The sequence below is a fragment of the Methyloversatilis discipulorum genome, from assembly GCF_000385375.1.
In the GTDB taxonomy this organism is placed as follows: Bacteria; Pseudomonadota; Gammaproteobacteria; order Burkholderiales; family Rhodocyclaceae; genus Methyloversatilis; species Methyloversatilis discipulorum_A.
Genome location: NZ_ARVV01000001.1, coordinates 4115470 through 4136123, shown reverse-complemented (window position 1 = coordinate 4136123; position 20654 = coordinate 4115470). Strand labels below are relative to the sequence as shown.

22 protein-coding genes are annotated in these 20654 nt (G+C 68.2%); 17 read left to right on the top strand and 5 right to left on the bottom strand.

From position 1 onward, the window contains the following. Positions 1–4 precede the first annotated feature (4 nt). Together METRZ18153_RS0119225 and METRZ18153_RS0119220 are read right to left on the bottom strand one after the other, a co-directional pair. Positions 5–1630, bottom strand: coding sequence for a hypothetical protein (locus METRZ18153_RS0119225; protein WP_020166272.1), 1626 nt, complete (start codon positions 1628–1630; stop codon positions 5–7). Then, complete coding sequence (locus METRZ18153_RS0119220; RefSeq protein ID WP_020166271.1) at positions 1627–3174, bottom strand: hypothetical protein; 1548 nt, start codon at positions 3172–3174, stop codon at positions 1627–1629. The genes METRZ18153_RS0119225 and METRZ18153_RS0119220 overlap by 4 nt, the downstream gene beginning before the upstream one ends. Before the next feature lie 198 nt (positions 3175–3372). Between METRZ18153_RS0119220 and METRZ18153_RS0119215 the strand changes: the two genes are divergently transcribed. From METRZ18153_RS0119215 to METRZ18153_RS0119200, 4 genes are all read left to right on the top strand, one after another. Beyond that, entirely contained in the window at positions 3373–3780 is a 408-nt protein-coding gene (locus METRZ18153_RS0119215; RefSeq protein ID WP_020166270.1) for a COG4315 family predicted lipoprotein, read from the top strand. Between the two features lie 39 nt (positions 3781–3819). Beyond that, the gene (locus METRZ18153_RS0119210) at positions 3820–4392 is read left to right on the top strand and encodes a sigma-70 family RNA polymerase sigma factor (protein ID WP_020166269.1); all 573 of its coding nucleotides are present in this window, start codon (positions 3820–3822) and stop codon (positions 4390–4392) included. Then, positions 4389–5111 (top strand): anti-sigma factor, encoded by a 723-nt coding sequence (locus METRZ18153_RS0119205; RefSeq protein ID WP_020166268.1) that lies wholly within the window; start codon positions 4389–4391, stop codon positions 5109–5111. Before METRZ18153_RS0119210 ends, METRZ18153_RS0119205 begins: the two co-directional genes overlap by 4 nt. 149 nt (positions 5112–5260) lie before the next feature. Further along, on the top strand, positions 5261–5758 hold the full coding sequence (locus METRZ18153_RS0119200) for an FxDxF family PEP-CTERM protein (protein WP_020166267.1): 498 nt from the start codon (positions 5261–5263) through the stop codon (positions 5756–5758). Position 5759: 1 nt separating this feature from the next. On the opposite strand, the gene METRZ18153_RS0119195 is transcribed toward METRZ18153_RS0119200, so the two are convergent. After that, positions 5760–6620, bottom strand: coding sequence for a DUF3293 domain-containing protein (locus METRZ18153_RS0119195; RefSeq protein WP_020166266.1), 861 nt, complete (start codon positions 6618–6620; stop codon positions 5760–5762). Between the two features lie 8 nt (positions 6621–6628). Further along, positions 6629–8251, bottom strand: a complete 1623-nt coding sequence (locus tag METRZ18153_RS0119190) for an ABC-F family ATPase (RefSeq protein ID WP_020166265.1) — start codon at positions 8249–8251, stop codon at positions 6629–6631. A gap of 132 nt (positions 8252–8383) precedes the next feature. Here METRZ18153_RS0119190 and gshA point away from each other — a divergent pair, with 132 nt between their 5' ends. From gshA to METRZ18153_RS0119175, 3 genes are read left to right on the top strand one after another with little or no spacing between them, the layout of a single operon-like run. Beyond that, on the top strand, positions 8384–9706 hold the full coding sequence (gene gshA / locus METRZ18153_RS0119185) for a glutamate--cysteine ligase (protein ID WP_020166264.1): 1323 nt from the start codon (positions 8384–8386) through the stop codon (positions 9704–9706). 7 nt (positions 9707–9713) lie between these two features. Continuing rightward, positions 9714–10664, top strand: coding sequence for a glutathione synthase (gene gshB, locus METRZ18153_RS0119180; RefSeq protein ID WP_020166263.1), 951 nt, complete (start codon positions 9714–9716; stop codon positions 10662–10664). Beyond that, complete coding sequence (locus tag METRZ18153_RS0119175) at positions 10648–11682, top strand: FAD:protein FMN transferase (RefSeq protein WP_020166262.1); 1035 nt, start codon at positions 10648–10650, stop codon at positions 11680–11682. The genes gshB and METRZ18153_RS0119175 overlap by 17 nt, the downstream gene beginning before the upstream one ends. Before the next feature lie 3 nt (positions 11683–11685). On the opposite strand, the gene METRZ18153_RS0119170 is transcribed toward METRZ18153_RS0119175, so the two are convergent. Continuing rightward, a complete protein-coding gene (locus METRZ18153_RS0119170; RefSeq protein ID WP_020166261.1) occupies positions 11686–12792 on the bottom strand; it encodes a sensor domain-containing diguanylate cyclase in 1107 nt (368 codons plus the stop codon). Between the two features lie 99 nt (positions 12793–12891). Between METRZ18153_RS0119170 and METRZ18153_RS20720 the strand changes: the two genes are divergently transcribed. The 10 genes from METRZ18153_RS20720 (at position 12892) to queC (ending at position 20647) form a co-directional block, all read left to right on the top strand. Then, positions 12892–13068 carry a DUF2256 domain-containing protein gene (locus tag METRZ18153_RS20720; RefSeq protein WP_232416093.1) on the top strand — a complete coding sequence of 59 codons (177 nt, stop codon included), beginning with the start codon at positions 12892–12894 and terminating at the stop codon, positions 13066–13068. Continuing rightward, positions 13061–14602: a cryptochrome/photolyase family protein gene (locus METRZ18153_RS0119160; protein ID WP_020166259.1), complete on the top strand. Its 1542-nt coding sequence runs from the start codon at positions 13061–13063 to the stop codon at positions 14600–14602. Before METRZ18153_RS20720 ends, METRZ18153_RS0119160 begins: the two co-directional genes overlap by 8 nt. Before the next feature lie 298 nt (positions 14603–14900). Beyond that, entirely contained in the window at positions 14901–15347 is a 447-nt protein-coding gene (gene ybgC / locus METRZ18153_RS0119155; RefSeq protein ID WP_020166258.1) for a tol-pal system-associated acyl-CoA thioesterase, read from the top strand. Then, the gene (gene tolQ, locus METRZ18153_RS0119150) at positions 15344–16021 is read left to right on the top strand and encodes a protein TolQ (protein WP_019916233.1); all 678 of its coding nucleotides are present in this window, start codon (positions 15344–15346) and stop codon (positions 16019–16021) included. Before ybgC ends, tolQ begins: the two co-directional genes overlap by 4 nt. Positions 16022–16045: 24 nt before the next feature. Continuing rightward, positions 16046–16456, top strand: a complete 411-nt coding sequence (locus tag METRZ18153_RS0119145) for an ExbD/TolR family protein (RefSeq protein WP_020166257.1) — start codon at positions 16046–16048, stop codon at positions 16454–16456. Next, complete coding sequence (locus tag METRZ18153_RS0119140; protein ID WP_020166256.1) at positions 16456–17289, top strand: energy transducer TonB; 834 nt, start codon at positions 16456–16458, stop codon at positions 17287–17289. Before METRZ18153_RS0119145 ends, METRZ18153_RS0119140 begins: the two co-directional genes overlap by 1 nt. Before the next feature lie 34 nt (positions 17290–17323). Continuing rightward, entirely contained in the window at positions 17324–18598 is a 1275-nt protein-coding gene (tolB, locus tag METRZ18153_RS0119135) for a Tol-Pal system beta propeller repeat protein TolB (RefSeq protein WP_020166255.1), read from the top strand. A gap of 47 nt (positions 18599–18645) precedes the next feature. Beyond that, the gene (gene pal, locus METRZ18153_RS0119130; RefSeq protein ID WP_020166254.1) at positions 18646–19206 is read left to right on the top strand and encodes a peptidoglycan-associated lipoprotein Pal; all 561 of its coding nucleotides are present in this window, start codon (positions 18646–18648) and stop codon (positions 19204–19206) included. Continuing rightward, positions 19206–19958 (top strand): tol-pal system protein YbgF, encoded by a 753-nt coding sequence (gene ybgF / locus METRZ18153_RS0119125; protein WP_020166253.1) that lies wholly within the window; start codon positions 19206–19208, stop codon positions 19956–19958. Before pal ends, ybgF begins: the two co-directional genes overlap by 1 nt. Further along, entirely contained in the window at positions 19955–20647 is a 693-nt protein-coding gene (gene queC, locus METRZ18153_RS0119120) for a 7-cyano-7-deazaguanine synthase QueC (RefSeq protein WP_020166252.1), read from the top strand. The genes ybgF and queC overlap by 4 nt, the downstream gene beginning before the upstream one ends. The last annotated feature ends 7 nt before the right edge of the window (positions 20648–20654 follow it).

The following is a 20654-nucleotide window of genomic DNA, read 5'->3' as shown; positions in this document are numbered from 1 at the left end:
TCGCTCAGACGCCGTTTGCGGGTGTTTCCTCGCTGAAGGCGGCGCGTTCGTAATTGACGCCGAAAGCGAGCAGGCGGGTCAGCTGCACTGCGCGCAGCGCGCCATTCAGGAAGATTTCGAGCTTGCGATCGGCCTGGAACCAGCCGCGCGGCAGCACCAGAGACGCCTCTTCGCCCATCACCTGCACGGCCGGCAGCAGAAAGGCCCGAATGAAGCGCTCGGCCGGCATGCCTTCGTCGGCCAGCGGACGCACGGACAGCGCACGCGGGGTACCCGGCAGCACGTGCAGGCCGGTCATCAGATGGCCGTCGTGCTCGTACATGAGCCAGGACACGCGCGCCAGGCGCCAGTGTTCCGAGTCCGGGCCGAACACCGCCAGCATCTGCGAATACTCGATCGCAGCAGTCTCGCGTGGTGCGCGCAGGCGATAACCCATCACGCTGTGGTCCAGCACCGCCCAGTGCTGGGTCGGGTACTGCGCGCGGGCGCTGGCCTGACGCACGGCCAGGCCGGCGCCGTCGGTCGCCCGTTCGCCGAAGGTGGCGATGTCGACGAAATCGCTGTGGCTGTAGATGCGCGCCGGCGGCGGCTGCACGAACTCTTCGCCGGCGATCAGGTAATGCATCGCCTCCTGGCTGATCGCGATATCTATCTCGCCGTCGCCACTGCGGCGCTGGAAGCGGCGCGGGTTGGCCGCATGACACCAGGGCTTGTACAGCTGCAGCAGCAGGCGGCCAGCCGACAGCGGGTGACAGTCGGCGCCCAGCCCCAGCGTTTCCGGTGACAGCCCCTGCTTCAGGCCGGCCACCACGCGCTCGATCTCGCTGGCCAGCCGCGCCGAACCGAGCCGGCGCAGGTTGGGCGTGCGGGCGAACACTTCGAGCGGCTTGGCGCCGCTGTCGAGGTTCAGGTCGATCGCGTAGGTGCGGGCATCGGTGCCACCGAACACCGGCATGATTTCGGTCAGGCCGGCGTACTGGTCGGCCCAGCGGCACACCCACTCGAATTCGCGTGGGCTGCGGCCGTAGGGGTTGGCCAGGTCGACCAGCAGCACGCTGCAGTAGGACTCGGCCGCGCTCTGCGGGTAGCCGCCTTCCTTCAGGCTGTCGGCCACCGGCTGGGTGGCAAAGCCCCATTCCTCGGCCGTGCTGTAGTAGCCGTGCAGTTCCAGCCAGAGGCCGCGCGGCAGCGTGCGTCGGGCGCGGAAATACTCGATCACCGCGCGGCTGGCGTACAGCACGCAGCGCTGGCATACCAGCGCCAACTGGGCGTCGGTGAGCGGGTGCAGGTCAGCCTTCTCGGCAGCCTGCGCGTACGCCTGCGCCATCGCCATCCACAGTGCGACCACCTGGCGCAGCACGCCGTCCTCGGTGCTGCCCGGCGCGACCGGCCGGCTGCTGTAGCGCTTGCCCAGGCTTTCCTGCAGGAAGTGCAGCGGCGCGCGCATCGCTTCCAGCACGTCGAGGTAGTCGGCGCTGCGCGGCGGTGTCTGGCGCAGCCCGTAGAGCATGCGCGTCAGGGTGTCGCGCACGCGCGGAACGTTGGTCAGCGGCAGCTCGGCGATCAGCGCGCGGCACTGCTGCGCGTCGCGGTAGTTCAGCATGCCCGGCGTCGGTGCGGGCGCGTTCATGCTGACGGCTCGATGCGGGCGAGGTCGAAGTCGGCCCCGCGTTCGATGGATTCGACCAGCCGCACGCGCCGCTTGCTGTCGTCTGCAGTGAGCAGGATGTCGCGCGACTTGCGGTACCACCCGCTGGGCAGCGCAACGCATTCGGGCTGACCGATGCGCGGCACTTCCGGCATCAGCACGCCGCGCGCCTCGTGTTCGCCGCTGCCGTCGGGGGTACGCGCGAGATCGACCAGACGCGGCGCGCCGGCCAGCATGCTGATGCCCATCTGCAACTCACCTTCGACCGCCATGATCCAGCACACGTGGGCGAGCATGAAGTGCGGGCTGTTGTCGGGCCGCACCGCCAGCAACATGCCGCTGCCAATGCGCGCGCCGTCGCTGCTGGCACGGCGGCCAAGGCGCAGGCCGGTCGGGCTGTCGTCAAGGATGCGCCAGTCCTCGACCAGATAGCCGGTCGCCACCGTTTCCGGCCGGTTGCCGGAGTCGCCGATGGCGCACTCGCCGCTGCCGAGGAACTGCTGTACCGCGCCCATGCCGATCACCACCGACGCGTTCTGCTGCAGCGGCCGGCGCGCCTCGGCGCGGGTCAGGCCGCCGCGGCAGCAGTGCGCATGCAGATGGCGCAGCAGGCGGTCGGCCTGGGCCGGACTCAGTTCGTCGCCGAGGCGCAGCGCCAGCGGTGTTTCGCCCTGCGCCAGCAGCGCCATGCGCTTGCGCACGCTGTGCGAAAACTCGTCCAGCACCAGCCAGCGCAGGCGACTGTCCGGCTGCGGTGTGCGGGCCACCGGTTCGTCGGTGCTGAGGTCCAGCATCAGGGGAGGCAGGGCGCTGTTCGGTACCGGTGTGTCGAACAGCGCCACCTTGCCAGCCCACTTGCCCAGCCAGCGATGCAGTACACGCAGCTGGCGGTGGGTCAGACCGAAAGGGCTGGAGGTGTGCAGCAGCACGCACAGCACGTAGGCGGCACGCACGCTGGTCGGGCGTTCGTCATGGATGGCGTCGTCGCGGATCTTGCGCTCCGCCGCGCCGAGCCGGGCGGCCGCGTCGTAGCAGGCGTGCACGCGTCGCCAGTAACCGGGCGGCGGCAGATGGGCGGTGCGCAGCGCGTCGAGCTGCATCAGCGCCAGCGCGCTCAAGGCTCGATGGGCGATCAGGCCGGTCTGGCCCACCACTGCGCCGTCGCCGTCGAGCGCGGCAGACAGGCAGTGCAGATAGGCGGTGACCAGCGTGTCCCACATGCCCTGATTGGCATCGAAGGCCGCTCGTTCGCCGGCGGACAGCGGCAGTGGGCGGCCGACGAAGCGGTTGGCGGTGGCGGTCTGCACTTCCAGCACCGTGTCGCGCAGCTCCTCGGCGATGCGCAGCCGCTCGCCGGCGCTGATGCTGCAGCGGTTCAGCAGGTTGAGCTGACCGAGCAGACGGGCCTGCGTGGCGAGCGGCTGGTTGCTGTCCACGCCCTGCAGCCAGTCACGCGCAGCCCGCGCGTCGGAGAACTCCGGCAGGTGCGTGCTGTGGCTGAGGGCGGGCAGAGCGAAGGCGTGCATGAAATCGGGGGGCGATGTAAGCCAATGTAACCAATTCTATGTGTACGCCGCAGTTTGCGCGCGGGAGGCCGGCACGGCGGACATTCTTTTTGACAGCAAATTTCCGCCGCTCCTGTCTCCGATGTGTTCATCCGTCCGTATATCGATCCGGACACACGATTTCCGGGTGTCGAACCTCTGCAAGGAAGGAGAATCACGATGATCAGGAGTGCCCTCTACGCTGCACTGCTGGGAGCCGTCTGCAGCACAGTCCATGCCCAGTCCGTGGTCGGCACGGCAGGACTGCTGACCGACGCTGCCGGCCGCGTGCTGTACACCTTCGACAAGGACAGCACCGGGAAAAGTGCCTGCTACGACCGGTGTGCCGCGCTGTGGCCGCCCTTCGTCGCGGCCGCCGATGCGCGCGCGACCGGCGAGCACACGCTGGTCACGCGCAGCGACGGCAGCCGGCAATGGGCGGTCCGCGGCAAGCCGCTTTATTACTACGTGGGCGACAACGAGGCCGGACAGACCACCGGCGACGGGCGCGGCGGCGTCTGGCACGTCGTGCGCGACAGCGCCAAGGCGCCGGCCGAGGCCGGCAGCTACCGGCCGCGGGACTACTGATGGTCCGCGGGCGATCGATGAGCATGGCATCATGCAGGCATGCTCGATCCGGTCCAGCTTGAGAGGCTGCTGGCGCGCGTCGCACTGCGCGACCGGCAGGCCTTCCGTCAGCTCTACGATGCCTGCGCGCCGCAGCTGCTCGGGGTCGCGCTGCGTCTGTTGCGCCGGCGCGATCTGGCTGAAGACGTGCTGCAGGATGCGTTCACCAGCGTGTGGCACCGCGCCGACAGCTACCGCGCCGACGCCAGCCAGCCGATGACCTGGCTCACCTCGGTCGTGCGCAACCGGGCGCTCGACCTGCTGCGTGCGGAATCGCTGCGGCGGGCCGAATCGCTGGACGACGACGATGACGGGCAGGGCGGTGTCGCCGCGCTGGGCGACGACCGGCCCAGTCCGCTCGGCCTGCTCGAACAGGCGGCCGACGCGCTGCATCTGCGCCGCTGCATCGACGACATCGACGGGCCGCAGCGCCAGTGCCTGGCGCTGGCCTACTACCACGGCCTGTCGCATTCGGAACTGGCGGAACACCTCGGTTCGCCGATCGGCAGCGTCAAGGTGTGGCTGCGCCGGGGCCTGGACAAGCTGCGCCGCTGCATGGAGCGGCTGGCATGAAATACGACCACCCGGAACTGCTCGACCGCCTCGCGGCCGCCTATGTGTTCGGCACGCTGGGCCGGCTGCCGCGCCGCCGCTTCGAGCGGTTGGTGCGGTCGAACGAGGCGGCGGCGCGCGCGCTGCGTACTTGGGAAATGCATGGCGCCGCGCTGGCGGCGGCCGTGCCGCCGGTGCAGCCCTCGCCCGCGGTGTGGGCGGAGGTCGAACGGCGCACCGGCGCTGCACCGCGCCCCCGGCCGGTGGCGCAGCGGCGCTGGCGCGACTGGTTGCGCCCGGCGCTCGGCTTCGCCTTCGGCCTGCTGGTGGCTGTCGGCGTGGTACGCGAGCAGCCGCAGTGGGTGCTGCCGTCCGACCTGCCTGAGCACGCGGTGCTTCCGGCCAGCTATGTCGGTCTGCTGCAGGACGCCGCCGGCAAGCCCGCCGCGCTGGCGTCGTCGCGCCGGCACGGGGTGGAACTGAGCGTGAAGCTGCTGCAGCCGCTGCTGGTGCCCGATGGCGCTCAGGCGGTGCTGTGGGCACTGCCGAAAGACGCAGCGCCCTTCCGGCTCGGCGTGCTGCGCGCCGACGCCAAACAGGTGATCACGATGGCTGGCACGTCGGAAGCGCTGCTGGCGACGGTGGATGAACTGGCGGTGTCGATCGAGCCGGTCGGCGCGGCCGCGGCGCAGCCGTCGGGCGGCTTCCTGCTGCGCGGTCATTGCGTGAAGCTGTGGTGATCTGATCGCGGTCTCGGGCGGCAACGGTGACATCCGTCACGCTGCCGGCAAGTCCGTCGTCACCTGCCTGTCTCCGTTGCGTGTCCGGCTTCGTAGATGACGAATGAAAGCAGACGCTTTCATCCTTCATTCATCCTACGGAGTCCGTCATGAACACTTCCATCCGCACCGCACTGATCGCCGCGCTGACCGTCCTGCCCGCCGCACACGCCAGCGCAGCCAGCGTCGATCTGGGCACTCTGGTCGCCGGCCAGTCCTTCAGCTTCGAACAGCAGCTCGGCAGCTTCGCCGACAGCTTCAGCTTCACCGTCGGCGAGCCGGTCGATTTCACGCTCGACTTCTCCAACCTCGGGCTGGGCTCACGCGCCTCGCTGTCGGTGTTTCTGAACGGCAACGAAATCGTCGGCACCTTCGGCCGCAATCTCACCTTCGCGTGGGGACCTTTCACCGGCGGTGGCAGCACCTTTCCGTTCGCCACGGGCACCGAATTCCTGGTGACCGTCGATGGCGTGGATAACACGCTGGCCGACGCGAGCTACCGGTTGGGCATCACGGCAGCGGTGCCGGAGCCGGCCAGCGCGGCCATGCTGCTGGCCGGGCTGGCGGCGGTCGGCGCAGTGGCGCGCCGGCGCATGAAGCTTCGCTAAGTCAGTCGGTCTGCCGGCGCACGCACCAGCGCAGCTGGGCCGTGCCGCCGGCATCGCCGGTCAGCACCGCGTTCTGGCCGAAGGCGGCGCCGATGCGCAGTGCCTCTTCGGCCGTCAGGCCGGCGCACAGCAGCGAGGGCTCGGTCCAGCCGGCTTCGGCCGTGCGGTTCTCGGCGTCGAGCAGCGGCAGACCGCGCTGCGTCAGCAATGCGCGCAGTGCCGTGTGGGCGGCGCGGTTGGCGTCGTCGTCGCAGCGTGCCGACCACGGATTGGCGGCCGCCAGCAGCGCCCACTGTGCTGCGTTCTGCGTCGCCAGCCAGCGGTCCAGCGCCGGTGACGGTGCACCGACGTGCAGTGTCGTTTCGCCGTCGGGCAGCGCAACGATGTAGTCGGTACCTTCGTAGGCGCCGGTCAGCGCGTCGCTGACGGCCACCGTCGGCAGGCCGAGACGGGCCAGCAGCGTGGCGCGCCACAGCGCGGCCGGTACGCGAGGCCGCGGTGCGCCGTCGCGCTGCTTCGCGCTCCACACCGAACCCGGGAAATGGGCGTCGTCCTGCCAGCGCGCGACCACGTGCCAGTGCAGGTGCGGCACCATATTGCCGAGGCTGCCGAGGTTGATCTTTTCCGGCTGCGCGATTTCGCGCACGCAGCGCTCGACCTGCCACACCACGTGCATCAGGTGATCGCGGTCGGCGTCGGCCAGATCGGTCATCTCGCGCACGTGACCGTTCCAGATCACCCGCAGGAAGGCCGGATGGTCAGCGTCGCGCGCGTCGATCACGCGCAACCGGTCGTCGCGCCACAGCCAGTGATGGCCGGGCGCGTCGTCGCAGATGGGACAGGTGTTCGGCGTATTGCTCACAGACGGGCTCAGTCGTCGATGCCTTGGCTGGCGAGGTAGTCCTCGTAGCCGCCGCGGTAATCGATGATCTGGCCGTCGCCGCGGATTTCGAGCACGCGGGTGGCCAGCGTGGACACGAACTCGCGGTCGTGCGACACGAAGAACAGCGTGCCGTCGAAGGCGTCGAGGCCGGCGTTCAGCGACTCGATCGATTCCATGTCCATGTGGTTGGTCGGTTCGTCGAGCAGCAGCACGTTGTTCCGCTGCAGCATGAGTCGACCGAACATCATGCGGCCCTGTTCGCCGCCGGACAGTACGCGCACCGCCTTCTTCACGTCGTCGCCACCGAACAGCAGGCGGCCGAGCGTGCCGCGGATCAGCGTGATCGCGTCGTCGCCCTCATAGCCACCCTCGCGCACATAGCCGCTGATCCAGTCGGTCAGGTTGGCGTCGCTGTCGAAATCGGCCGAGTGGTCCTGCGCGAAATAGCCAAGGCGGGCCTTTTCCGCCCACTTGATCGAGCCGTGCTGCGGCGTCAGTTCGCCGACCAGCAGCTTCAGGAAGGTGGTCTTGCCGACCCCGTTCTCGCCGATGATGGCGACGCGGTCGCCGCCGTCGAAGGTGGCGGTGAAGCCCTTCAGGATCTGCGGGCCGCCGTCGTAGCCGAACACCACGTTGTCCAGTTCGACCGCCTGCCGGTGCAGCTTCTCCTTCGGGTCGTAGTCGAAGCGTATCCACGGATACTGGCGCGAACTGGGCTTGAATTCCTCGATCTTGATCTTGTCGATCATCTTCAGACGCGAGGTGGCCTGTTTGGACTTGGACTTGTTGGCAGAGAAGCGGCGCACGAAGCTCTGCAGTTCGGCCACCCGTTCCTTCGCCTTCGCATTGGCCGCCGACGCGCGTTCACGCGCTTGCGTCGAGGCTTCGATGTAGTCGTCCCAGGTGCCCGGGTAGAGGCGGATCGTCGCGTAGTCCAGGTCGGCCATGTGGGTGCACACCTGGTTCAGGAAGTGGCGGTCGTGGCTGATGATCACCATCGTGCTGTTGCGCTCGTTCAGCGTGTGTTCGAGCCAGCGGATGGTGTTGATGTCCAGGTTGTTGGTCGGTTCGTCGAGCAGCAGGATGTCCGGGTTGGCGAACAGCGCCTGGCACAGCAGCACGCGCAGCTTCCAGCCCGGCGCGACCTGGCTCATCGGGCCATTGTGCTGTTCGGTCGGGATGCCGACGCCGAGCAGCAGTTCGCCGGCGCGCGCCTCGGCGGTGTAGCCGTCGTATTCGGCGAACTGGCCTTCCAGTTCGGCGGCGCGCATGTAGTCCTCTTCGGTCGCGTCCGGGTTGGCGTAGATGGCGTCCTTTTCCTTCATGCAGGTCCACATTTCGGCGTGGCCCATCATGACCACGTCGAGCACGCGCTGGTCCTCGAACGCGAACTGGTCCTGGCGCAGGAAGGCCATGCGCTCGTGCGCGTCGATCGACACGTTGCCGGCGGTCGGTTCGAGCACGCCGGCAAGGATTTTCATGAAGGTGGACTTGCCGGCACCGTTGGCGCCGATCAGGCCGTAACGGTAACCGTCGCCGAACTTGATGCTGACGTTGTCGAAAAGCGGCTTGGCGCCGAACTGCATGGTGATGTTGGAAGCGGACAGCATGGGATTCACTAGGGTGTGGCATGCGCGGATGCGCAAGAAGCCCGGATTGTACCGGACCGGGGAAGTGACCCCGGCTGCGGGTGTAGAATCCGCGCGCCTGAACCTCATTGCGGATCGCGCCCGCTCACGCCCATGGTGCCTCACCTGACCACCGCGCTCACCGGCCCGCTGCTCGCGCTGGAGAGCCGATTCCTCGAACGCCAGACCGACATCGAACAGTGGTTCCGTTCGCAGTGGCTGGAGCACAGCCCGCCCTTCTATGCCTCGGTCGATCTGCGCAACGCCGGCTTCAAGCTGGCGCCAGTCGATACCAACCTGTTTCCGGGTGGCTTCAACAACCTGAACGCCGAATTCCTGCCGCTGTGCGTGCAGGCCACCATGACGGCCGTCGAGAAGCTGTGCCCGGAAGCACGCAACCTGCTGCTGGTGCCGGAAAACCACACGCGCAACCTGTTCTATCTGCGCAATGTCGCCCGGCTGGCGCAGATCCTGAAGCTCGCCGGTCTGAACGTGCGCATCGGCAGCCTGATTCCCGACCTCGCCGGCCCGACGCCGCTCGACCTCGGTGACGGTCAGACGCTGACCATCGAACCGCTGATTCGGCTGCCGGGCGGTCGGCGCATCGGCGTCGCCGGTTTCGATCCCTGCGCCATCCTGCTCAACAACGACCTGTCGGCCGGCGTGCCGGAGCTGCTGCAGAACGTCAATGAGCAGACCTTCATTCCGCCGCTGCACGCCGGCTGGACGACGCGCCGCAAATCGCAGCACTTCGACGCCTACAGCGAAGTCGCACGCAGTTTCGCGTCGGTCATGGACATCGATCCGTGGCTGATCGACCCGCTGTACGACGTGTGCGGCGACATCAACTTCCAGGAACGCAGCGGCGAGGAATGTCTGGCCACGCGCGTCGGTGCGCTGCTCGCACGCATCCGCGAGAAGTACGCGCAGCACGGCGTCGACCACGAGCCCTTCGTCATCGTCAAGGCTGATGCCGGTACCTACGGCATGGGCATCATGACGGTGCGCGATCCGTCCGAGGTGGTCGGCCTGAATCGCAAGCAGCGCAACAAGATGGCGGTGGTGAAGGAGGGGCTGGAAGTCAGCTCGGTGCTGATCCAGGAAGGCGTGCCCACCTTCGAAAGCGTCGATGGCGGTGCGGCCGAACCAGTGGTCTACATGATGGATCGTTATGTCGTCGGCGGCTTCTACCGCGTGCACGGCGAGCGTGGCATCGACGAGAACCTGAACGCGCCGGGCATGCACTTCAAGCCGCTGGCTTTCGAATCCTGCTGCTCGATGCCGGACCCGGGCTGCGCGCCGGACGCGCCGCCCAACCGCTTCTACGCCTATGGCGTCGTCGCTCGTCTTGCGCTGGTCGCGGCCAGCCTGGAACTGGAGCGTGGTCTGCCGATGACGCCGGCGGAAGAGGCGCTCGAAGCCGAACTGCGGGGTTGAGACCGACATGAACCTGCGCCTCGCCTTCATCGTCGATCCGCTCGACAAGCTCAAGCCGGCCAAGGATTCGAGCATCGCGATGATGCGCGAGGCAGCGCGCCGCGGTCATGAGATCTGGACCATCCAGCGGCAGAGCATGAGCCTGCACGGCGACGAAGTGATGGTGACCGCCACCCGCATCCAGCCGCAGCGCAGCGATGCGTCCTGGTACGTTGCGCTGGACACGCAGCCGCGCGCGCTGCGCGAATTCGACGCCGTGCTGATGCGGCAGGACCCGCCGTTCGACTTCGAGTACATCACCGCGACCTGGATGCTGGAGCGCGCGGCCGCCGCCGGCGTGCGCGTGTTCAACCATCCGCGTGCGATCCGCGATCACTCGGAGAAGGTGTCGATCTGCGAATTCCCGGACCTGATCACGCCAACGCTGGTCAGCCGCGACGTCGCCGCCATCAATGCCTTCATCGATACGCACGCCGACTGCATCCTGAAGCCGCTCGACGGCATGGGTGGTTCGCGCATCTTCCGCGTGCGTGCCGACGACGCCAACCGCAACGTCATCATCGAAACGCTGACCGAGGACGGCGCACGCACGCTGATGGCGCAGCGCTTCATCCCGGAGATCGCGCAGGGCGACAAGCGTGTGCTGCTGATCGACGGCGAGCCGGTGCCCTACTGTCTGGCGCGCATCCCGAAGGCGGGCGAAACGCGTGGCAACCTGGCCGCCGGCGGTCGCGGCGTCGCCCAGCCCCTCTCGGAATCCGACCTCGCGATCGCGCGCAAGCTCGGGCCCGTACTCGCGGCGCGCGGGCTGCTGCTGGTCGGGCTGGACGTGATCGGCGACCGGCTGACCGAAATCAACGTCACCAGCCCGACCTGCTTCGTCGAAATCACCGAACAGACCGGCTTCGACGTGGCCGCCATGTTCGTCGACGCGCTCGAACGTGCGACGACGCGCTGAGCGTTTCGCCGCCGCACTGCTGCTTGCGCTGCTCGCCGGCTGCGGCGCGAAGGAGCAGATCGAGCGCCAGGAATCCTTCGTTTTCGGCACCCGCGTCGAAGTGGTCGTGTACGGCCTCGACCGCGCGCAGGCGCGCGACGCGCTGGGTGAGGTGCTGCGCGAGTTCGACCGCCTGCACCGCAAACTGCACGCCTGGCAGCCGTCCGAGCTGACGCGACTGAACACCGCCTTCGCGGCCGGGCAGACGGCCGACGTCGATGCCGAGACCGCCGCGCTGCTGGTCGAGGTACAGGCCGCCGCCGCGCGCGGCGAGGACCTGTTCAATCCGGCCGCCGGCGCACTGGTCGAGGCCTGGGGCTTTCACGCCGACGAATTCGTGCCGCGGCGGCCCGAAGCCGCCCGGCGCGACGCGCTGGTCGCGGCGAAGCCGCGCATGGCCGATCTGGTGATCACGCCGCGCGCCGACGGCAGCGCCACGGTGTCCAGTCGCAACCCGGCGGTGCAGCTCGACCTCGGCGGCTACGGCAAGGGCTATGCGCTGGACCGCGCCGCCGCCATCCTGCGCGCGCGCGGCGTCTGCTGCGCGCTGGTCAACATCGGCGGCAATGTGATGGCGCTCGGCAGCAAGGCCGGCACACCGTGGCGCATCGGCGTCCAGCATCCGCGCAAGCCGGAGGCGCTGGCCACGGTCGAACTGCACGACGGCGAGGCGATCGGCACCTCGGGTGACTACCAGCGCTATTTCGAACTGGACGGCGAGCGCCTGTGCCACCTGATCGACCCGCGCAGCGGCGAGCCGGTGCGCCATACCCAGTCGCTGACCGTGCTGATGCCGGCGGGTCCGCACGCCGGCGCCCGTTCCGACGCCGACAGCAAGCCGCTGTTCATCGTCGGTCGCGAAGGCTGGCGGGCTCTGGCGGAACGCATGGGCGTGACGATGGCGCTGCGCGTGGACGCCGACGGTTCGGTGGACATGACGCCAGCAATGGCGCAGCGCACGGCGGCCCCGGAGCGCTGAGCGTCAGTCGCCGTGGGTGCCCGCCGGTGCGGCGCCGGATTCGACCCGGTTGCGGCCGCCGGCCTTGGCGCGGTAGAGCGCCTTGTCCGCCTGCTGCAGCAGGTGTTCGGGCGAGGTGGTGGTCGAGCTGCGGCTGGCAACGCCGGCGCTGATGGTGAGCACAGGCGGGCGCTCCCAGTGCGCGTCTGCGACGTGCGTGCGGATGCGTTCGGCGACGGCGCGCGCGGTCGCCGGTTCGGCACCGGGCAGCACGACCAGGAACTCCTCGCCGCCGAAGCGCGCGACGTAGTCACTGGCGCGCAGCGCCTCGCCGATCAGCCGGGCCACGCGACGCAGCACCTCGTCGCCGTGCGGGTGGCCGTAGCTGTCGTTCACGTCCTTGAAGTGATCGACGTCGATCAGGCAGACGGACAGCGGCAGCTGCAGCCGGCTGGCGAGCGCGAATTCCTCGCCCAGCCGCGCCTCGCCGGCGCGACGGTTGCCGCTGCCGGTCAGCGCATCGACGTGAGCTTCGGTCGCCAGCTCCTCGCAGCGCGTCTGCAACGCCTGACGCTGGCGTTCGAGCAGTTCGTGCTGCTGCCGCATTTCCCGCGTCAGCGCATGCAGCTGCTGCACGCGCATGCGCAGATGCAGCTGCGCCTCGGCCTGCGCCGCCAGCGCGCCCAGTTGGTCCAGCTGGCGAACGTCGAGGCTGCGCGGCCTGAAATCGATCAGGCAGAAGGTGCCCAGTGGCAGACCGTCCGGATTGAGCAGGGCCACGCCGGCGTAGAAGCGGATGCCGGGCGTGCCGACCACCAGCGGGTTGTCGGCGAAGCGAGCGTCGTTCAGCGTGTCCTCGATCACCATGCGTCCTTGCGGCGCGACGATGGTGTGCGTACACAGCGCGGCGTCGCGCCGCGTTTCGCGCAGGCACAGCCCATGCGCCGACTTGAACCACTGGCGGGATTCGTCGATCAGGCTCACCAGCGCGACCGGCATGTCGAACAGCTGCGCCGCCAGCGCGGTCAGCGCATCGAACGCCGGTTCCGGCGGCGTGTCGAGCACGCACAGGTCGCGCAGTGCCTGCAGGCGCTGCGCCTCGTCTTCGGGGAGCGGAGCAGTTTTCATCATTCGATTATCGGGCGGCCCGGCGGCTCGCTTGAGTGGATACGTGGTTGTCGGCGCCGCAATGAAACCGGCGGCCGCGCTGCCTGTCCAGAGGCGGTACTCATGAGCGCGACGGCAGCGATGCAATCCAGACACAAGGGCAACAAGACCTTTCTTCCAAGCAAGCCATGTGCGGTCTGCGGCCGTGACATGACCTGGCGGCGCGCCTGGCGCAACAACTGGGAGGCGGTGAAGTACTGTTCCGAGGCCTGCCGCCGCAAGGGCGGTCAACATGTCTGAGGTCCGTCATCTGGTGCTGGTGCTCGGCGACCAGCTCGATCACGCATCGGCCGCCTTCGACGGTTTCGATCCGGGCCGTGACCGCGTGCTGATGATCGAGGCGGCGGGTGAATCGACCCATGTCTGGAGCCACAAGGCGCGCAGTGCGCTTTTCCTGTCTGCCATGCGCCATTTCGCCGACGCGCTGCGCGGCCGCGGCTGGACGGTCGATTACCGCGCGCTGGGCGACGGTGACAGCGAAGACCTGGTCGACATCCTCGCCGCGCGGCTGCGCGATCACGTGCCCCGCAAGATGGTGCTGGTCGAGCCGGGCGAGTGGCGCCTGGAACAGGCGATCCGGGCGCTGTGCGAGCGTGAGCGGGTGGCGCTCGACCTGCGCGACGACCTTCACTTCATGATTTCGCGCACCGGCTTTGCCGACTGGGCGAAGAAGTACCGGCAGCCGCGCATGGAATTCTTCTACCGCATGATGCGCCAACGGCACGGTGTGCTGATGGATGGCGACGAACCGGCCGGCGGCCGCTGGAACTTCGACGCCGACAACCGCAGCGGCTTCGGCCGCAAGGGGCCCGGCCTGGTGCCGCCGCCACTGCGCTTCGAGCCGGACGCGATCACCCGCGAGGTCATTGCCGAAGTCGAGGTGCGCTTCGCCGACCACCCGGGCTCGACCGCCGACTTCGACTGGCCGGTCACGCGCGAGCAGGCGCTGGCAGCGCTTGCGGACTTCGTTTCGCACAGGCTCGAATTGTTTGGCCATCACCAGGACGCGATGTGGACCGGTCAGCCCTGGCTCTGGCACGCACGGCTCAGCGCGGCGATGAACCTGAAGCTGCTGTCGCCACGCGAAGTGGTCGCCGCCGCGGTGTCCGCCTGGCGTGAGCGGGGCCTGCCGCTGCAGTCGGTCGAGGGCTTCGTGCGCCAGGTGATCGGCTGGCGCGAATTCATCCGCGGCATGTACTGGCTGGACATGCCACGGATGCGCGACGCCAATCACTACGGCCACGCCCGCGCGCTGCCACGCTGGTACTGGACCGGCGACACCGGCATGAACTGCATGCGCGCCGCCATCGGCCAGACGCTGCGCCACGGCTACGCCCACCACATCCAGCGCCTGATGGTGACCGGCCAGTTCGCGCTGCTGGCGGAGATCGCGCCGCAGCAGGTCGAGGACTGGTATCTGGCGGTCTATGTCGACGCGGTGGAATGGGTGGAACTGCCCAATGTGGCGGGCATGGCGCTGTACGCCGACGGCGGCCGTTTCACCAGCAAGCCCTACGTCGCCAGCGGTGCCTACATCCAGCGCATGAGCAATTACTGCGACGGCTGTCGCTACAGCCCGTCGGCACGCAGCGACGAAGCGGCCTGCCCGGTGACCGTGCTGTACTGGCATTTCCTCGACCGCCACGAGGCGGAATTCGCCGCCAATCCGCGCACCGCGCTGATGGCGAAGAATCTGCAGAAGCTCGCGCCGGCCGAGCGGACGGCGATAGGCGACCGTGCCCGGCAGATGCTGGATGGCCTCGACGATCTGTAAGCGAGGGCTGGTCGGTCCCTGCCAGGAGGCGCAGGGATGCGCACGATGAGCGGCCGGGGCCCGGTCCAGGGTTCTGTGGGAGGGATCTTCTGACCCCGACAGCGGCCGCTATCGAAGCCGGCGGCCCGCAACAGCCTTGTCGCGGCCAAGGCCGCTCCCAAGGAGATCGCGCCCGATCCGCGCCCGGCGCCCGCTTCGGGGTGCGGTTCTCCCCCCGGCCGGTTGTTACATCCCCTTTCGAAGCGAATTTGCTGCCCTGCGCAAAGCCCGGGGCGCGGGTCGGGTAAAATCCCGCGCCATGACTTCACCAGCGCAGCACGTTGCCGGCTTTTCGTGGCCGGTACGCGTCTACTACGAAGATACCGACAGCTTCGGCGTGGTGTACTACGCGAACTACTTCCGCTTTCTCGAACGTGCGCGCACCGAATGGTTGCGCGCGCTCGGCTTCGACCAGGTCGAGATGGCGGCGCAGGGCGTCGGCTTCGTCGTGCGGTCGGTGCAGGGCGAATACCTGAAACCGGCCCGCTTCAACGACGCCCTCGAAGTGCGCAGCCACATTGCCTCGACCACGCGCGCCGCGGTCGATTTCGTGCAGCGCCTGTACCGCGGCGACGAACTGCTGTTCGACGGCGTGGTCCGTGTGGTGTCGATCGACATGGCGAAGAACCGTCCGGTATCGCTGCCCGCAGCGCTGCGTGAGCGCCTGCTTCCTTCCATCCAGCCTTCCGTTTCCACCCTCACATGAATCTTTCCGAAGACCTCTCGATCATTTCGCTCGTGATGCACGCCAGTCTGCTGGTCAAGCTGGTGATGGCGCTGCTGGTCGGCATTTCCTTCATGAGCTGGTACTGGATCTTCCGCAAGTCCTTCGCCATCCGCGCGGCGCGCCTCAGTTCCGACAAGTTCGAACTGGAGTTCTGGTCCGGCGGCGACCTCAACGCGCTGTTCCAGAGCGCGGCCAACGACCGCCACAACGCCGGCGGCATGGAGCGCATCTTCGAAGCGGGTTACCGCGAGTTCACCAAGCTGCGCGGGCGGCAGAACATCGACACGGCGACCGCGGTCGACGGTGCACGCCGCGCGATGCGGGCGACCTACCAGCGCGAACTGGACGAGCTGGAATCGCACACCGCCTTCCTCGCCTCGACCGGCTCGGTCAGCCCCTATATCGGCCTGTTCGGTACCGTGTGGGGGATCATGAACGCCTTCCGCGGCCTGTCCAACGTCGGCCAGGCGACGCTGGCCCAGGTGGCGCCGGGCATCGCCGAGGCGCTGGTCGCCACCGCGATCGGCCTGTTTGCGGCGATTCCGGCGGTGGTCGCCTACAACCGCTTCGCGCACGACATCGACCGCATTTCCATCCGCTGGGAGAGCTTCATGGAAGAGTTCTCCAACATCCTGCAACGCCAGGCCCGGTAAGCGGCGATGAGAAGACAGCGCCGCATGATGAACCAGATCAACGTCGTGCCTTACATCGACGTGATGCTGGTGCTGCTCGTCATTTTCATGGTCGCGCCGCAGGCCACGCCGACCGGCAGCATCGAACTGCCCAGCGTCGGTCAGGCCTCGCAGACGCCGGCTCAGCCGATCGAGGTGATGGTGAAAGCCGACGGTAAGCTGGCGCTGCGCGATCGCGACAAGGGCGGCAAGGAAGAGGCGGTCACGCGCGACGCGCTGGTGAGCCGCCTGCGCGACATGCAGGGCGGCGACGCCAGCCGCGCGCTGGTCGTGGCCGGCGACAAGGCGGTGCGCTACGAGGAAATCCTGCTCGTGATGGATACGTTGCAGGGTAATGGTTTCACCCGAATCGGCCTGCTGGTGCAGACCGGGCAGAACGCGAAACCGGCCCGCTGATGCGCGATCTCGCACTGAACCGTCCGCAGCCCGGCAAGTGGCAGTCGGCCGCACTGGCCGCCGGCATGCACCTGCTGCTCGGTCTGTTCCTGTTCTACAGCGTGCGCTGGCAGACCAGCCAGCCGGCCGCGGTGCAGGTCGAACTGGTGGGCAGCCTGCCGCCAATCGAGGCACCGGTGCGTCCGCCGCCGCCGCGGGAACCGGTGGTCGAGAGGCAACCGGAGCCGGTGGTGGAACCGCCGCCGCCTCCGCCGCCGAAGCCTGACATCGCGCTGAAGGAGCCGCCGAAGCCGAAGACGCCGCCCAAGGTGGAGCCGAAACCCGAGCCGCCCAAGCCGGTGGAGAAGAAACCGGAACCCAAGCCGGAACCGAAGGTCGAGAAGAAGCCGGAGCCCAAGGTGCCGCCCAAGCCGGACAATCGGCTGGAGCAGGAACTGCAGGACAAGCTGCTGAAGGAATCGCTGGCCCGCGAAAGCGCCGACCAGATGCGCCGCCAGGCCGCGCAGGAAGCGGATTTGATGGCCAAGCTGGCGGCCGATGGCGCGCGCAGCAAGGCGCGCGAAACCTGGGCCGGCCGCATCAGCGCCAAGGTGAAGCCCAACGTGGTGGTGCCGCCCGGCGCGTCCGGAAATCCGGAAGCGGTGGTGGCGATTTCGCTGCTGCCTGACGGTTCGGTGGTCGGCGAGCCCAGATTGAGACAGTCGACCGGCAATGCGGCGCTGGATGCGGCGATACTGCGCGCCATCGTGAAGTCGTCGCCGCTGCCCAAGCCGGAAGACCCGGCCGTGTTCGAGCGCAACCTGGAACTGAAATTCCGGCCGCTGGCCGAGTGACCGGCGCCTGCAGACACTTTACGGAAAGGATCCGATGATCAAGCTCTTCAGACTGATGGCCGCCGCGCTGCTGTTCGCCGCGCAGTTCGCCCACGCCCAGCTCACGGTCGAAATTACCGGCTCCGGTGCCAACCGCATTCCGATCGCCATCGCCAATTTCGCCGGCGAGGGCCTGCTGCCGCAGGCGCTGGTCGGCGTCGTGCGCGCCGACCTGGAGCGCAGCGGTCTGTTCAAGCTGGTCGACCCGGGCAGCACTCCGGTCCATCAGGACGCTGCCGTGGACCTCAACCAGTGGAAGGAACGCGGCGCCGATGCGCTGGCGCTGGCCAGCATCCTGCCGGTGCCGGGCGGTCGCTACGAAGTGCGCATGCGCCTGTACGACATCGCGCGCCAGGGCAAGCCGGACGGCATGATTTTCGTGTTCGCGCCGGCCACCGTGCGGGAAACCGGTCATCGCATCGCCGACTTCATCTACGAAAAGATGACCGGCGAGCGCGGCGTGTTCAATACGCAAATCGCCTACGTGGTGAAGAAGGGCACGCGTTTCGAACTGACCATCGACGACGCCGACGGGCAGAACCCGCGCATCGCGCTGCGCTCGGCCGATCCCATCATCTCGCCGACCTGGTCGCCGGACGGCACGCGCCTCGCCTATGTGTCCTTCGAGGCGAAGAAGCCCATCATCTACGTGCATTCGCTGACCTCGACCTCGCGCTCGGTGGTGGCCAACTTCAAGGGATCGAACTCCGCGCCGGCCTGGGCGCCGGACGGCAAGCGTCTGGCCATCGTGCTGACCAAGGACGGCTCGTCGCAGATCTACACGATCAACGCTGACGGCAGCGGTCTCACCCGCATCGCCAGCTCCAGTTCCATCGACACCGAACCGCAGTTCTCGCCGGACGGCCAGTACATCTACTTCACGTCGGACCGCGGCGGCAGCCCGCAGATCTACCGCGTGCCGGCCAGTGGCGGCAACGCCGAACGCGTCACCTTCGAAGGCAGCTACAACGTGACGCCGCGCCTGTCGCCGGACGGCAAGACGCTGGCCTATGTGTCGCGCAATGGCGGCCGTTTCCAGATCACGGCAATGGATCTGGCGACGCGGCAGACGCAGATCCTGACCGATTCGTCGCGCGACGAATCGCCGTCCTTCGCACCGAACAGCCGGATGATCCTGTACGCCTCCGAGATCGGCGGACGCGGCGTGCTGTCGGCAGTGTCGGCCGACGGCCGCGTCAAGCAGAAACTGTCCGGGCAGGCTGGCGGCGATGTCCGCGAGCCGGCCTGGGGCCCGTTCAACAAACCGTAAATACCGTCACAACCCCACGCAGTAGCGAAACCAGAGAGGCCAACACCATGCGCACCCATACCAAGCTTTCCATCGCAGCCCTGACACTGGCCGTGCTGGCCGGCTGCTCGTCCACCGGTCCGGAGCAACCCGCCGCGCCGACCGAGGACAAGTCCCCGGCCGCACCGACCGGTCCCTCCGTTTCGCCGGTCACGCCGCCGTCGGTCGACGGCAAGAAGATGACGGCCGAAGAGGCGCTGCTCGCCCAGCTGAAGGACCCGAACAGCCCGCTGTCCAAGCGCATCATCTACTTCGACTACGACAGCTACGTGATCAAGGACAGCTACGCCAGCCTGATTTCGGCGCACGCCAAGTTCCTGACCGCCAACCCGAAGTTCAAGATGCTCATCCAGGGCAACACCGACGAGCGCGGTTCGCGCGAGTACAACCTGGCGCTGGGCCAGAAGCGTGCCGAGGCGGTCAAGCGCGCGCTGATGCTGCTGGGCGTGCAGGAAGCGCAGCTGGAGTCGGTCAGCCTGGGCGAAGAGAAGCCGCGCATGGTGGGCAGCGACGAAGCGTCGTACGCCGAGAACCGCCGTTCGGAAATGCTCTACTCGGGTGAGTTCTGATGCAGGCCCGCAACGGGGTCGCGGCGGCGCTCGCCGCGCTGTTCATCGTCGCGGCTCCGGCGCGGGCAGCGCTGTTCGATGACGAGGTCGCGCGCCAGCGCATCGAGGACCTGCGCGCCGACACCAAGGCGCGCATCGGCAAGCTCGAGGGGCAGCTCGAACAGTCGCAGCGCACGCAGCTCGATCTGAACAACCAGATCGAGGCGCTGCGCGGCGAAATCGCCAAGCTGCGCGGCCAGGTCGAGGTGCTCACCTACGAGCTGGAGGCGTCCACCAAGCGGCAGAAGGACTTCTACCTCGATCTCGACACCCGCCTGCGTGCACTGGAGACGAAGCCGGTCGCCGCAGCAGAGCCCGAGGTCGATCCGGCCGCCGAGCCGCGCGACTACGAGGCGGCGCTGAACCTGCTCAAGGGCGGCAAGTACGCCGAGGCGCAGCTGGCCTTCGAAGCCTTCATCAAGAGCTGGCCGAAGAGCAGCTTCCAGCCGGCTGCCCATTACTGGGCCGCCAGCGCTGCCTTCCAGACCAAGGCCTACTCGCGGGCCGCCGAGCTGTACCAGCAGGTGCATGCGCAGTGGCCGGCCGACGTGCGGGCGCCGGAAGCGCTGATCGGTCTGGCCAACACGCAGCAGATCCAGGGCGATGCCAAGGGTGCGAAGAAGACGCTGGACATGGTGATCGCCCAGTATCCGGGCACGCCTTCGGCCGACGTCGCGCGCCAGCGCATCAAGCAGGCGGCGCAGAAGAAGTGAGCGGGCAGGGCAGGGGCGGCAGGGCCGCGGTCGTACTGCTGTCCGGCGGCCTCGATTCGGCCACCGTGCTTGCGATGGCGCGTGCGCAGGGGCTGGACTGCCACTGCCTGTCACTCGACTACGGCCAGCGGCACCGGGCGGAGCTGGTCGCTGCCGAGCGCGTTGCAAGGGCGCTCGGTGCGGCCGGCCACCGCACCATTGCGCTCGATCTGCGCGCCTTCGGCGGCTCGGCGCTGACCGACAGCGCGATCGACGTGCCGACCGGTGGCGTGGCGCCGGGCATCCCGGTCACCTACGTGCCGGCGCGCAACACCATCATGCTGTCGCTGGCGCTCGCCTGGGCCGAAGTGCTCGGCGCTCAGGACATCTTCTGCGGCGTCAATGCGGTGGACTACTCCGGCTATCCCGATTGCCGCCCGGAGTACATCAAGGCTTTCGAGGCGATGGCCAACCTGGCGACCAAGGCAGCGGTCGAGGGCGCGCGGCTCACCGTGCACGCGCCGCTGATCGACCTCACCAAGGCGGGTATCATCCGTGCCGGCGCGCAGCTCGGCGTCGATTACGCGCTGACCGTGTCCTGCTACCAGGCCGACGATGAAGGCCGCGCCTGCGGTGTGTGCGACTCCTGCCGCCTGCGGCGCGAGGGATTCGCGGCAGCCGGGGTGGCGGACCCGACGCGCTACCGCTGAACCGTCG